General features: G+C 59.8%; 13 protein-coding genes. 9 read left to right on the top strand and 4 right to left on the bottom strand.

Annotated elements, in window-relative coordinates:
* The 6 genes from EJA72_RS03910 to EJA72_RS03885 all read left to right on the top strand — a co-directional run.
* Positions 1 to 659, top strand: a 659-nt coding sequence (locus tag EJA72_RS03910) for a UDP-glucose/GDP-mannose dehydrogenase family protein (protein ID WP_178129037.1), incomplete at its 5' end; no start/stop codon positions are given.
* Positions 626 to 2245 carry a glycosyltransferase family 39 protein gene (locus EJA72_RS03905; RefSeq protein WP_157710223.1) on the top strand — a complete coding sequence of 540 codons (1620 nt, stop codon included), beginning with the start codon at positions 626 to 628 and terminating at the stop codon, positions 2243 to 2245. The genes EJA72_RS03910 and EJA72_RS03905, both read left to right, overlap by 34 nt.
* Before the next feature lie 128 nt (positions 2246 to 2373).
* Positions 2374 to 3552, top strand: coding sequence for an MFS transporter (locus EJA72_RS03900; protein ID WP_178129035.1), 1179 nt, complete (start codon positions 2374 to 2376; stop codon positions 3550 to 3552).
* 160 nt (positions 3553 to 3712) lie between these two features.
* Complete coding sequence (locus EJA72_RS03895) at positions 3713 to 4423, top strand: HPP family protein (RefSeq protein ID WP_157710222.1); 711 nt, start codon at positions 3713 to 3715, stop codon at positions 4421 to 4423.
* A gap of 135 nt (positions 4424 to 4558) precedes the next feature.
* The gene (locus EJA72_RS03890; protein ID WP_157710221.1) at positions 4559 to 5665 is read left to right on the top strand and encodes an enoyl-CoA hydratase/isomerase family protein; all 1107 of its coding nucleotides are present in this window, start codon (positions 4559 to 4561) and stop codon (positions 5663 to 5665) included.
* Positions 5666 to 5668: 3 nt separating this feature from the next.
* Positions 5669 to 6820, top strand: a complete 1152-nt coding sequence (locus EJA72_RS03885; RefSeq protein ID WP_157710220.1) for an acyl-CoA dehydrogenase family protein — start codon at positions 5669 to 5671, stop codon at positions 6818 to 6820.
* Positions 6821 to 6870: 50 nt separating this feature from the next.
* On the opposite strand, the gene EJA72_RS03880 is transcribed toward EJA72_RS03885, so the two are convergent.
* The 3 genes from EJA72_RS03880 to gnd are packed head-to-tail and all read right to left on the bottom strand — an operon-like array spanning position 6871 to position 10213.
* On the bottom strand, positions 6871 to 7692 hold the full coding sequence (locus tag EJA72_RS03880; protein ID WP_157710219.1) for an HAD family hydrolase: 822 nt from the start codon (positions 7690 to 7692) through the stop codon (positions 6871 to 6873).
* A complete protein-coding gene (gene zwf / locus EJA72_RS03875; RefSeq protein ID WP_157710218.1) occupies positions 7689 to 9212 on the bottom strand; it encodes a glucose-6-phosphate dehydrogenase in 1524 nt (507 codons plus the stop codon). The genes EJA72_RS03880 and zwf overlap by 4 nt, the downstream gene beginning before the upstream one ends.
* Positions 9209 to 10213, bottom strand: a complete 1005-nt coding sequence (gnd, locus tag EJA72_RS03870) for a phosphogluconate dehydrogenase (NAD(+)-dependent, decarboxylating) (RefSeq protein WP_372240671.1) — start codon at positions 10211 to 10213, stop codon at positions 9209 to 9211. The genes zwf and gnd overlap by 4 nt, the downstream gene beginning before the upstream one ends.
* Before the next feature lie 247 nt (positions 10214 to 10460).
* Between gnd and EJA72_RS03865 the strand changes: the two genes are divergently transcribed.
* The 3 genes from EJA72_RS03865 (at position 10461) to EJA72_RS03855 (ending at position 12937) form a co-directional block, all read left to right on the top strand.
* Complete coding sequence (locus EJA72_RS03865) at positions 10461 to 10643, top strand: DUF6026 family protein (protein ID WP_157710216.1); 183 nt, start codon at positions 10461 to 10463, stop codon at positions 10641 to 10643.
* 195 nt (positions 10644 to 10838) lie between these two features.
* Entirely contained in the window at positions 10839 to 12575 is a 1737-nt protein-coding gene (locus EJA72_RS03860) for a phosphoethanolamine transferase CptA (RefSeq protein ID WP_157710215.1), read from the top strand.
* Between the two features lie 146 nt (positions 12576 to 12721).
* Positions 12722 to 12937 carry a hypothetical protein gene (locus EJA72_RS03855; RefSeq protein WP_157710214.1) on the top strand — a complete coding sequence of 72 codons (216 nt, stop codon included), beginning with the start codon at positions 12722 to 12724 and terminating at the stop codon, positions 12935 to 12937.
* Between the two features lie 151 nt (positions 12938 to 13088).
* On the opposite strand, the gene EJA72_RS03850 is transcribed toward EJA72_RS03855, so the two are convergent.
* Entirely contained in the window at positions 13089 to 13580 is a 492-nt protein-coding gene (locus EJA72_RS03850) for a GNAT family N-acetyltransferase (RefSeq protein WP_157710213.1), read from the bottom strand.
* Positions 13581 to 13587 lie beyond the last annotated feature (7 nt).

Raw genomic sequence — 13587 nt, 5'->3', positions numbered from 1 at the left:
TGGGCATCGGTGCCGACTCGCGCATCGGCTATCACTTCATCTACCCCGGCTGCGGTTATGGCGGCTCGTGTTTCCCCAAGGACATGCGCGCCCTGATCCACAGCGCCGAAGAGGCCCATTGCTCAAGCGACCTGCTGCAAGCGGTGGAAGCCATCAACCAACGGCAGAAACACAAGTTGTTCGAACGCATCAATGCGTTCTACAAGGGCGATCTGCGCGGCAAGACCTTTGCCCTGTGGGGCCTGGCGTTCAAGCCCAACACCGACGACATGCGTGACGCGCCGAGCCGGGTACTGCTGGAATCGCTGTGGGCCGCCGGCGCCAATGTTCGCGCGTTCGACCCGGAAGCCATGCAGGAAACCCAGCAGCTGTATCCCGATGAATCGAAGTTGATGCTGATGGGTACGCCGGAATCGGTGCTGACCGGGGCCGACGCGCTGATCATCTGCACCGAATGGCAGCAGTTCAAGGCGCCGGACTTTGACTTGATCCAGCAGCGGCTCAAGGCCCCGGTGATCTTCGACGGACGCAACCTGTACGACGCCGAGCGTCTCGCACACAAGGGCTTCCTGTATTTCCCGATGGGGCGCGGTGAGTCGCGCAACCTGCCGATACCGCATCAACAATGGCCGGCGGCCTCCGTCGTCACTGGCCTGTGATGTCGCGACACGTTAGCCAGCAGTCCCTGTTGATGGGCCTGCTGGCGCTGGTTCTGTTTAGCGCCGGGGTGTATCAGCAGGCGCCGATCGGTTTCGATTCGCGGTTCGTGATGTTCGCCCAGGAAATGCTGCGTCACGGACCGACAGTGTTTCCCACCACTTACGGCCAGCCATACGCGGATTACTTGTCGGTCTCGACACTGTTCATCTGGTTGCTGTCCCTGCCATTCGGGCAGGTCAACAGCTTCAGTGCATGGTTTCCAAGCGCCTTCGCCGGCGCGATGATCGTCACGTTGATGTACCGGTTGCTGGCGCCCTACTCCCCGCGCTGGGCCCTGCTAAGCGTCGCGCTGTTGCTGCTGACCAACACTTTTGTCACCGAAACCCGAGCCGTGTCCCAGGACTTGATGCTGGCGGCAGTCGCCTTCAGCGTTTTTTACCTGGGATACGCTGCCGATCATTTCGCCGCCAAGCGTCGCTGGTGGCTGATCTTCGGCCTTTTGCTGCTGGGTTTCGGGATTCGCGGCCCCATAGGTCTGGTAGTTCCTACCGGCATGCTCTGCAGCTATTACCTGCTCAACCGTCAATGGCAACGGCTGTTCGGTTTCGGCCTGCTGGCAGCCCTGATGCTGGCGCTGTGCATCGGCGTTTTGTTGTGGCTGGCCGAGACCATTGGCGGCCCGGTGTTCATGCAGGATGTCGTGCGCATGCAGTTCATGGGGCGCCTGGACGGCAGTGAAGGTGTCAGCGGTTCGCTGTATTACTTCACCAGTTCGATGGGCAACTATGCGCTGGCGTATCCACTGGCGCTGCTGGCGTTGGCAGCGGTCTGGCTGACCAGCCCGCGCGAGGCCGGGCCCGAGCTGCGGCTGGTGCAGTATTGCGCGGCGGCCGGGTTGATCGTGATGGTCGGGTTGTCGATTCCCCAGGCGAAAAAGGCGCGTTACCTGCTGCCGATGTTGCCCATGGCGGCGATCATTGCGGCCTACCCGTTTCAGGTCGCGCACGGCCGGGTACTCGGTTGGGTGCGGGGGGTCATGCAAGCGTTATGGTTGTTGATTCCGGCGCTGTTAATCGGGGCACTGCTCGTCGCCCAGCGCCGGTTTCCCGAGGAACTGACGACCGTCACCCCTGCGGTGATCGTGCTCGGCGTGCTGCAAATGATCGCCCTGGCCGCGCTTTTCAAGCCTCGCTGGCGGGCGCAAACCCTGGCCTTTTGTGCGGCGCTCGGGTTGTGGTCGGTATACATCCTGGTGTTTGAACCGGTCGAACGTCAGCTCTACGATACCCGGACCTTCAGCCGCGAAGCCTTTAAGCGGGTGCAGAAAGATCCCGCTCCGCTCGTGCTGCACGGCATGGGCAAGGACGCCAAGGGGATCAAGTTCATGGTCAATATCGAGCAGGATCTGAAACCGGACTTTACGGAAACCATTCAGGAACTCGAGAGCGTGACGGGACCTGCCTGGTTGATGATGGATCTAAAAGATTACCAGGCGCTGCAAGGTACTCCTGCGGGGGCCCTGCAGCCGGCATTGAGCGGGCGCTTCGATAAAAACGATTTTGTGTTGCTGCATTTGAAGCCTTAGTCTGGGCTGTGTTCGCGAGCAAGCTTTGCTCCTACAGGATTCGCTCACGGTTACTGTAGGAGCAAAGCTTGCTCGCGAAGAGGCCGGCAAGAACGCCACAAAATCTGAATAAGGACATTTACCCCGCCGTGGCCACTTACTCGCTCGTCATCCGCCGCTTGATGATCGTGTCGCTGACCATTGTCGTCAGCCGCGCCATCACCAGCCCGCTGCTTACGCTGTTCCTGAGCGAAAAGCTCGGCCTCAACCAACAGGACGTCGGTTTGTTGTTGGGGATCGCGGTGTTCATCGCCACCCTGCTCGCCCTCTACGGCGGCTACATCATCGACCGCCTCGAAAAACGCCGGCTGCTGATTCTCACGATGCTCTCCAGCGCCATCGGCCTGGTACTGCTCACCTTTGCCGAAAACCTGTACCTGACCACCACCCTCCTGATCGTCACCGAAACCGCCTCGGCGTTATTCTTGATCGGCTCAAAGGCGATCCTCAGCGAAAACCTGCCCTTGGGCCAGCGTGCCAAGGCCTTTTCCCTGCGCTACACCCTGACCAACATCGGCTACGCCACGGGCCCGATGCTGGGCGTGATCATCGCCGGCGTGTACCCGGTCGCGCCGTTTCTGATCGCCGGAGCCATTTCGTTTTTCAGCGTCTTCCTGATGATCGGCATCCCCAAGGATTCAGCGCAGACGCCCACGATCGGCCATCCGCAAAGCTTCCTCAAAACCCTGATCACGCTGAAAAACGACCGCACGCTGATCATGTTCACCTGCGGTTGCCTGCTCAGCACGGTGGTTCACGGCCGGTTCACCTTCTACCTGTCGCAATACCTGCTGATCACCGGTGATTCCAGACACGCCCTGGACACCATGGCCGCACTGCTCGCCTGCAATGCCATCAGCGTGATCCTGCTGCAATACCAGATCGGGCGTTTCCTCAAGCGTGAACAATTGCGCTACTGGATTGCCGTTGGTACCGGCCTGTTCATCGCTGGCCTGATCGGTTTCAGTCTGGCCGACAGCCTCCTGAGCTGGTGCGTGGCGATGTTCATTTTCACCTTGGGTGAAATGATCATTTACCCCGCCGAATTTCTCTTCGTCGACACCCTGGCCCCGGAAGAACTGCGCGGCAGTTACTACGGTGCGCAGAACCTCGCAGCCCTCGGCGGTGCATTGAGCCCGGTAATTTGCGGATTTCTGCTGATGCACACACCAGCGGCGACGATGTTTTATGCCCTGAGCGCTCTGGCCGCGATGGGTGGTTCGTTGTGTTTCATGGCCGGACGGCGCGTGGCTGTACAGCAAAATTAATGCACTGAAACTGCATTAATATGAATTTGTCAGCATCGGGAAGGCGCGGCACACTGTGCCTCGTTCCTCCCCCAATAGTTGGAACACCTTCAAGGGCTTTCTGGATATCCCAGCTAAGCCTTTTTTTTTCCTCGGTTTTTTCATCGGATTGATCCTGAACATGCTTGCTCGCTGGTTACCCGCCGCCATCAATACCCGCCCCACTGAATGGAGCCGCGCCGCCATCGGCATGGCCTTGGGGACGATGCTCAGTGTCTGGGTGTGCGCACTGGTGTTCGGTATCGAGGTCGCGCAACATCTGATCGGTCCACTGGGTGCATCGGCGGTGCTGTTGTTCGCAGTGTCCTCGGGCGCCCTCGCCCAGCCCTGGTCGATTATCGGCGGCTACTTGAGCGCCGGGGTGCTGTCGTTACTCGTGGCCCACGTCCTCGGGCGGACGCTGGGCAGCGCGTGCCTGGCAGCCGGCATGGCGCTGGTGCTGATGTGCTGGCTGCGTTGCTTGCATCCACCCGCCGGGGCGCTGGCCTTGACGCTGGTATTGGCCGACCCCGCCACCATTGCCATGGGTTGGCAAGCACTCGGCCCCGTCATGCTGGGTGCAGCGACGATGCTGCTCAGTGCCGTGGCCTACAATAACCTGACGCGGATTCGTTACCCGAAACGTGCCAGCGAACCTGCCGCTGTCGTACCGGCCGATCACCCGCCGACCGACAACCAGGCGATTACCGCCCAGGATTTGAAACTTGCATTGGCAGACATGGAGGCCTTTTTCGATGTCACGCCCGAAGACCTTGAACAGTTGATCCATGCGAGCGAATTGCACGCCAAACGCCGCAGCATTGGTGAGGTCTTGTCCCCCCGCGTTCCATGACGCCCTGCCTATGACAAAAATGCAGGCCAAACCTGCACGTATCCCGGTTGTACACGGCAAATTTGCACTGGTACGATCCGGGATCGCTCGCGCGCGAGCATTTCCATAAAGAACAATAAAAGCAGGGAGTTAGTGATGACTGCTCAGGTTTCTTCTCCGGGGACAGAGTCCATGGATGCCACGCCAAATGAAGTGCTGGCCGAGGTTCGCAACCACATCGGTCACCTGACCCTCAATCGCCCCGCCGGCCTCAATGCCATTACCCTGGACATGGTTCGTCAGCTGCAGCGACACCTCGATGCCTGGGCTCAGGATTCGAACGTACGCGCCGTGGTATTGCGCGGCGCCGGTGAAAAAGCATTTTGCGCCGGCGGCGACATTCGCTCGCTGTATGACAGTTTCAAAAGTGGCGACACGCTGCACGAAGTTTTCTTCGTTGAGGAATACGCCCTCGACCTGACCCTCCACCACTACCGCAAACCGGTGCTCGCCCTGATGGATGGTTTTGTCCTCGGCGGCGGCATGGGGCTGGTGCAAGGCGCCGACTTGCGGGTGGTCACCGAGAAAAGCCGTCTGGCGATGCCGGAAGTGGGCATCGGTTATTTCCCGGACGTGGGCGGTAGCTACTTCCTGCCGCGCATTCCCGGTGAGTTGGGCATTTATCTGGGGGTCAGCGGTGTGCAGGTCCGCGCTGCCGATGCGCTGTATTGCGGGCTGGCGGACTGGTACCTGGAAAGTGAAAAACTGAGTGCGCTGGACGCAAAACTCGATCAGCTCGAATGGCGTGACACGCCGCTCAAAGACCTGCAAGGCCTGCTGGCGACAGTCGCCGTGCAACAGCTGCCCGATGCGCCATTGGCAACCTTGCGCCCGGCCATCGACCACTTCTTCGCCCTGCCCGATATGCCGAGTATTGTGGAGCAACTGCGTGAGGTTACCGTCGCAGACAGTCATGAGTGGGCGATAACCACCGCCGACCTGTTGGAGAGCCGTTCTCCATTGGCCATGGGCGTGACCCTGGAAATGCTCCGTCGCGGTCGCTATCTGAATCTGGAGGACTGCTTCGCCCTTGAGCTGCACCTGGACCGCCAGTGGTTTGAACGCGGCGACCTGATCGAAGGCGTACGCGCCTTGTTGATCGACAAGGACAAGACCCCACGCTGGAATCCGCCGACCCTGCAAGCGCTGGACGCCGAACATGTCGCCAGTTTCTTCACCGGGTTTGACCAGAGCGAGCGCTGAGCCATGAACGATATCGAATTGAGTGAAGAGCAAGTCATGATCCGCGACATGGCCCGGGACTTTGCCCGCGGCGAAATCGCGCCCCACGCCCAAGCCTGGGAAAAGGCCGGCTGGATCGATGACGGTCTGGTGGCGAAGATGGGTGAACTGGGTCTGCTGGGCATGGTGGTGCCGGAAGAATGGGGTGGCACCTATGTCGACTACGTCGCCTATGCCCTGGCGGTGGAAGAGATTTCCGCCGGCGACGGTGCGACGGGCGCGCTGATGAGCATCCACAACTCGGTGGGTTGCGGACCGGTGCTGAACTACGGCACCGACGAGCAGAAACAGACCTGGCTACCCGATCTGGCCAGCGGCCAGGCCATCGGCTGCTTTTGCCTGACCGAACCCCAGGCCGGTTCCGAAGCGCACAACCTGCGCACCCGCGCAGAACTGCGTGACGGTCAGTGGGTGATCAACGGCGCCAAGCAATTCGTCAGTAACGGTAAACGGGCGAAACTGGCGATTGTGTTCGCGGTGACCGATCCCGACCTGGGCAAGCGTGGTATTTCGGCGTTTCTGGTGCCGACCGAGACCCCGGGCTTTATCGTCGATCGCACCGAACACAAGATGGGCATCCGGGCCTCCGACACCTGCGCGGTCACCCTCAACAACTGCACAATCCCCGAAGCCAATCTGCTCGGCGAACGCGGCAAGGGCCTGGCGATTGCCCTGTCCAACCTCGAAGGCGGCCGAATCGGCATCGCCGCGCAGGCGCTGGGCATTGCCCGAGCGGCGTTCGAAGCGGCGCTCGCCTACTCGCGTGATCGTGTGCAGTTCGGCAAGACCATCAATGAGCACCAAAGCATCGCGAACATGCTGGCCGACATGCACACCCGGCTGAATGCGGCACGGTTGCTGATCCTGCATGCCGCGCGGTTGCGCAGTGCCGGACAGCCGTGTTTGTCGGAGGCCTCGCAAGCCAAGCTGTTTGCGTCGGAAATGGCCGAGAAGGTTTGTTCTTCGGCGATGCAGATTCATGGCGGGTATGGGTATCTGGAAGACTACCCGGTTGAGCGTTACTACCGGGATGCGCGGATTACGCAGATCTATGAAGGGTCGAGCGAGATACAGCGGATGGTGATTGCCCGGGAGTTGAAAAACTATCTGGTGTGATGCCGTAAAAGCTTCGCGGGCAAACCCGCTCCCAGAGGGAGCGGTGTGAATTATCGAGAAAGGATGTACCGCTCGATCGCCTGCGCCGCGCCGTCTTCGGTGTTGGTGCCCGTCACCACATCGGCCTGGTGTTTCACCGCTTCTTCCGCCTGCCCCATGGCAATCGACAACCCGGCACGATGAAACATCGCCGGGTCATTGCCGCCATCGCCGATGGCCGCCGTTTGTTCAAGCGGCACACCGAGGAACTCGGCCAGGGTGGCCAGCGCCGCGCCTTTGTTGGCCTGCAAGGCAGTCACGTCCAGGTAAACCGGCTGTGAACGCGAGACCTGCGCCTGGCCCTCGACCTTGGGCAGCAATTGCGCCTCCAGCTCGATCAACAATTGCGTGTTGTTGCTGGTCGCGACGATCTTGTCGATCCGCTCCAGAAACGGTTCGAAACTCTCGACCACCACCGGCGGATAACCCAGGCCCTTTTGCTCGCGCGGCACCATCGGGCCGGTCGGGTCCTTCAGCAGCCAGTCGCCGCCACTGAACACCCACACTTCAACACCCGGTTGATCAACGAACAACGCCAGCGCGATCAACGCAGCGGTTGCCGGCAAATAATGCGCGACCAGCAAACTGCCATCCGGGTTGACGATCGTCCCGCCGTTAAACGCTGCCGTCGGCAGGTCAACGCCCAGGGCTTCGATCTGTTGCAGCATGGCTTTCGGTGGGCGGCCGGTGGCGAGGCTGAACAGCACGCCCGCCTCTCGCAAGGAACGCACCGCTTCAATGGTGCGCTGACTGAGGCTGTGATCGGGCAGCAATAGCGTGCCGTCCATGTCACTCAGCAAAAAACGGATGGGTCGTTGCGTTGGCTCACTCATCCGAGGCTATGCCAGACGCGACCGTCGCGGTTCAGCAACTCTTCGCCAGCCTGCGGTCCGTCCTCGCCTGCCGCATAGGTCTGCACCGTCGAGTCCTGCTGCCAGGCATCGAGGAATGGCTGCACCGCGCGCCATCCGTTCTCGATGTTGTCGGCGCGCTGGAACAGCGTCTGGTCGCCGGTCAGGCAATCGTAGATCAGGGTTTCGTAGCCGGTGGACGGCTGCATTTCAAAGAAGTCCTTGTAGGCAAAGCCCAGCTCGATATTGGCCATCTTCAGCGCCGGACCCGGCCGCTTGGCCAGCAAGTCGAACCACATGCCTTCGTTGGGTTGAATCTGGATCCGCAGGTACGTCGGCTGTAACTCATCGACTTCGGTATCGCGGAACTGCGCATAAGGCGCCGGTTTGAAGCAGATCACGATCTCGGTGTCGCGCACGCTCATGCGCTTGCCGGTGCGCAGGTAAAACGGCACGCCGACCCACCGCCAGTTGTCGATCATGACTTTCAGCGCGACGTAGGTTTCGGTGTTGCTGTCCGGGGCGACGTTGTTTTCCTGGCGATAACCCGGCAACGGCTTGCCGTCGAGCTCACCGGCCGCGTACTGGCCTCGCACGGAATTGAGCCGGGCCTCTTCGACCGACCATGGCCGGATCGCCCCGACCACCTTGGCTTTTTCCCCGCGAACCGCGTCGGCGCCAAACGCCGCTGGCGGTTCCATCGCCACCATCGCCAGCAACTGGAACAGGTGATTGGGCACCATGTCGCGCAAGGCGCCGGTGTTCTCATAAAAACTGCCACGGGTTTCCACGCCGACGGTTTCGGCGGCGGTGATTTGCACGTGGTCGATGTAGTGATTGTTCCAGAACGCTTCGAACAGGCTGTTGGAGAACCGGCTGATCAGGATGTTCTGCACGGTTTCCTTGCCCAGGTAGTGGTCGATCCGGTAGATCTGGTTTTCCGTCATGACCTTGAGCAGACAAGCGTTCAAGGCCTCAGCGGTCGGCAGGTCGGAACCAAAGGGTTTTTCGATCACCACCCTTCTGAAGGCGTCAGGGGACTCTTGCAGCAAGCCGGCGGCGCCGAGTCGGCGCACCACCTCACTGAAAAAACGTGGCGCGGTGGCCAGGTAGAACACCGCATTGCCAGTGCCGCTGGCGGCGATTTTCGCCGCCAGGGCTTGATAGGTGCTGTCGTCCAGGAAATCGCCCTGGACGTAGCTGATGCCTTTGGCCAGCTTGGCCCACAAGGCCGGATCAAGCGCTTGATCGCCCTTGCCGACCTTGCTGGCCACTTCGGCGCGAATGAAATCTTCGAGCTTCTGCGCAAAGGCTTCATCGGTAATGGCGTTGTGGTCAACGCCGATGATCCGCAATCCATCTCCGAGCAAACCGTCACGACTCAGGTTGTACAGCGCCGGCATCAGCAAGCGCTTGACCAGGTCACCATGGGCGCCGAACAGGAACAGCGTGGTCGGTGGTGCAGGTTCTGCCTTGGATTTATTGCGGATCAGGCCGGTCATTTTTTCGGTGTCTCCACGTGGCCGCCGAAGCCGAAGCGCTGGGCAGAAAGGATCTTGTCGCCAAAGGTGCCCTGGCCGCGCGAACGATAACGCGAGAACAGCGAGTTCGACAGCACCGGTACGGGAACCGATTGTTCCATAGCCGCTTCGATGGTCCAGCGACCTTCCCCGCTGTCAGCCACCGAGCCAGAGAATCCGTCGAGTTTCGGGTCACTGGCCAGCGCATCGGCGGTCAGGTCGAGCAACCAGGAGGACACCACGCTGCCACGACGCCAGACTTCAGCGATGTCGGCGACGTTCAAGTCGAAACGCTGATCTTCCGGCAAGGCTTCACTGGATTTGGTCTTGAGAATGTCGAAGCCTTCAGCGAACGCCTGCATCATTCCGTATTCGATGCCGTTGTGAATCATCTTCACGAAATGGCCAGAGCCGGCCGGGCCCGCATGGATGTAGCCACGCTCGGCACGGTCGTCATCGGACTTGCGGTCCTTGGTGCGGGGAATGTCGCCCAGGCCCGGTGCCAGGCTCTCGAACAGGGGATCGAGGCGTTTGACGGTCTCGGCGTCGCCGCCGATCATCATGCAATAACCGCGCTCCAGGCCCCAGACGCCGCCGGAGGTGCCGACGTCGATGTAGTGCAGGCCTTTTTCCGACAAGGTCTTGGCCCGGCGGATGTCATCCTTATAGAAGGTGTTGCCGCCGTCGATGATGGTATCGCCGGCTTCGAGCAAGGTGCTCAGGGTGTCGATGGTGTCTTCGGTCGGTGCGCCTGCCGGCAGCATGACCCACACCGCTCGTGGTTTCGCCAGGCCAGCGACCAGCGCCGGCAAATCGGCAACGCCGGTGGCGCCCTCTTCGCTCAAGGTATCGACGAAAGCGGTATTGCGGTCGTACACAACGGTGGTATGGCCGTTGAGCATCAGGCGCCGCGCAATATTACCGCCCATGCGGCCCAGTCCAATAATCCCGAGTTGCATGTGCTGATGCTCCTTACTACAAATAAAGTGTGTCAATGGTTATAGCCCAACGCGACTCATCGAGTTAGTCCAGCGTCGGGGCACATAGTTTCCGGGCATTGTGCCCGATACAGATTGATAACGTCGCAATTCAAGCCGAAGACACAACGACCGCAAAAAATAAAAAAGTTCCCTTCATGCGCAAAAGAAATCAAAATCAGCGCCGATAGTAGATCAGCATCCGATCCCGGAGCGGATTTACAGTTGAAACACACCGTTTGCGAGGTGAGCAATGGGCACAGTACATACAGCACCACCGGTACAAACCCTCTACATCACTGTCCGTCGTGATGAATGGCGTCAGTTGAAAGACGAGAACGAGCTGCTCAAGCAAGAGCTGGCTCAATTACGCCAACAGACTCAAGGGTATCTGGCCCAGCCCGTCCCTGTGTTGCATCGCACCCCGCACGCCTGATCCCCCTCGCTTCATTCGCAAGCAGCGTTTGCTGCTTGCGCCACGTTGCCCGCCTTGCCCAAGCTTCGGTTTTTCACGAATTTTTCACATTTGGCTGGGGATACTTTGGTTCATTGTTGCCGCGTGTTTCTGCGCGGCGTCCGTTCGTCAGTGACGTTGAAGTCGCGGTGACGTGTTTTCTGGTTGGAGCGTTGAATGTCTTTGTCAAATCGCAGCAATACGTCTGCGAAAGGTTTCGATTGGGCAGGTTTTATCTGGCTGTTCCTGTTCTTCTGGTATTTTTCCGGCATTACCCAACTACTGATCCAACTGACGGGTACGTCGGGCTTTACCGGTTTCCGCCAAGCCTTCGTGATGAGCGCCATCTGGCTGGCTCCGATGTTGCTGTTCCCCAAGCAAACACGCGTCATGGCAGCCTTGATCGGTGTAGTGCTGTGGGCGTGCTCGATGGCCAGCCTCGGTTACTTCTTCATCTATCAGCAGGAATTTTCCCAAAGCGTCATCTTCATCATGTTCGAGTCGAACGTCTCTGAAGCTGGCGAGTACATGACCCAGTATTTTGCCTGGTGGATGGTCGCGGCATTCCTCGCCCACACGCTCGTTGCGTATTTCCTGTGGACGCGCCTGCGCCCGGTGTACATGCCGCGTGGTCGTGCGCTGGTGGCCGCGGCCGCGATCCTGCTGGCCGTGGTGGGTTATCCGTTGATCAAGCAGACGGTGCACACCGGCAGCCTGGCCAGCGGTTTCGATAAGTTCGAAACCCGTATCGAGCCGGCGGTGCCATGGCAGATGGCGGTGGCGTATCACCGCTATCTCGATACGCTGGCCGGCATGCAGGACATGCTGCACAGCGCGAGCAAGATTCCGCCGCTGCACAACCTCAAGGACGCGATGGCCAATCAGCCGGCGACCCTGGTGCTGGTGATCGGCGAATCTACCAACCGCCAGCGCATGAGCCTGTACGGCTACCCTCGGGAAACCACCCCGGAGCTGGACAAACTCAAGGATCAGCTGGCGGTCTTCAATAACGTCATCACGCCACGCCCCTACACCATCGAGGCGTTGCAGCAGGTGCTGACGTTTGCCGATGAAGAAAGCCCGGACCTGTACCTGTCGACGCCGTCGCTGGTCAGCATGATGAAACAGGCGGGTTACAAGACCTTCTGGATCACCAACCAGCAGACCATGACCAAGCGCAACACTATGCTCACGACCTTCTCCGAGCAGGCCGACGAGCAGGTGTACCTGAACAACAACCGCAACCAGAATGCCGCGCAGTACGACGGCGATGTCATCGAGCCGTTCAACAAGGCCCTGGCTGACGCGGCACCGCGCAAGTTGATCGTCGTGCACTTGCTCGGCACACACATGAGCTACCAGTATCGTTATCCGTCGAGCTTCGACAAGTTCCAGGATCGCAATGGCGTGCCGGCCGGTGTGCGCGACGATCAGTTGCCGACGTACAACAGCTATGACAACGCCGTGCTGTACAACGACTTTGTGGTGTCCAGCCTGATCAAGGACTACGCCAAGACCGATCCGAACGGCTTCCTGCTGTACCTCTCCGACCACGGCGAAGACGTTTTCGACTCTGCGGGCCATGACACCCTGGGTCGCAACGAGAACAAGCCAACGGCGCCGATGTACACCATTCCGTTCATGGCCTGGGCCTCGCCGAAATGGCGCGCAAGCCATGACTGGAACTTTGCGCAGGACCTCGGACGCCCTTACAGCAGCTCGCACCTGATCCATACCTGGGCGGATCTCGCCGGTTTGAGCTTCGATGAACTGGATCGCAGCAAGAGCCTGGTCAGTGACAGCTTCAAACCCGTGCCGTTGATGATCGGCAATCCCTATGAGCGCGAGCAGAAGGCATTGATCGACTTCAGCCTGATGAAACCCAAGGCTGTGCCGGACATCGTCAAACAGTAATGTGTTCAGGGGCCGGTTCCGGCCCCTACCCTCTCTTTTTCATCCCCTCCGTTGTTAATTCCCAATTCATCGATTCGGCGGATAATGACCCCGCAACTTCGATTCATGGACGAAAGGCATCCGACATTCCGAGTGGGAGGCACACCATGAAACATGCACCCTTGATCATCGCAGGCTTGATGACGTTCGTTTCGTCCACCGCGTTTGCTGAAGGTGGAGCTGAACGTATGCGCTATTACTTCGCGAACTTCCCGGTTGGCCAGCATCAGGAGCAGAGCAAGGCCAACGCAGCCAAGAATGGGGAGATCTGGGTTCCAGACGACCAGACCGCGCAAGTCACCGAGACCTATAGGCCGAAGTGACCGAAAAACCAAGCGACTCATACTCTGTGGCGAGGGAGCTTGCTCCCGCTGGGTCGCGAAGCGGCCCCAAAAAAGGGACCGCTGCGCAGTCCAGCGGGAGCGAGCTCCCTCGCCACAGGTAAAGTGTGACGCTTGCTTGACGCCTACAACATCACAACGCCTTGGTCCAGAACAGCATCCGGCCGTGCGCCGGGTCGAACATGCCGGCGGCAAAGCCGAACTTTTCATACGACCCTTGGGCGACGGCGTTGCCCTCTAGGACTTCCAGCGTGATCTTGCAGCAACCGCGTTGACGGGCAATGTCCTCGACCTTCTGTAACATCTTCTGGCTCAGGCCCATCCCGCGAAACCGGCTCACCACTGCCACATCGTGCACGTTGACCAGCGGCCGACAGGCAAAGGTTGAGAACCCTTCAAAACAATTGACCAGACCTGCGGGCTCGCCATCGACAAACGCCAGCACGCTGAACGCGTGGGGACGCTTGGCCAGCTCTGCCGGGAGCTGTTCCAGCACGTCGGCCGGTAATGAATGGCCGCCACCCATCGGGTCTTCGGCGTAATGATTCAACACCAGGCCAATCGCCTCGGCATGCACCGGGTTGGTGTAGCTGGCCTGAAGTACAAGTATTTCTGGGGATTCCATTTCCGTC

The organism is Pseudomonas sp. PB120, assembly GCF_009761815.1.
In the GTDB taxonomy this organism is placed as follows: Bacteria; Pseudomonadota; Gammaproteobacteria; order Pseudomonadales; family Pseudomonadaceae; genus Aquipseudomonas.
The sequence above is the reverse complement of the archived record's forward strand: the minus strand, read 5'-3'. Positions and strand labels throughout refer to the sequence as shown.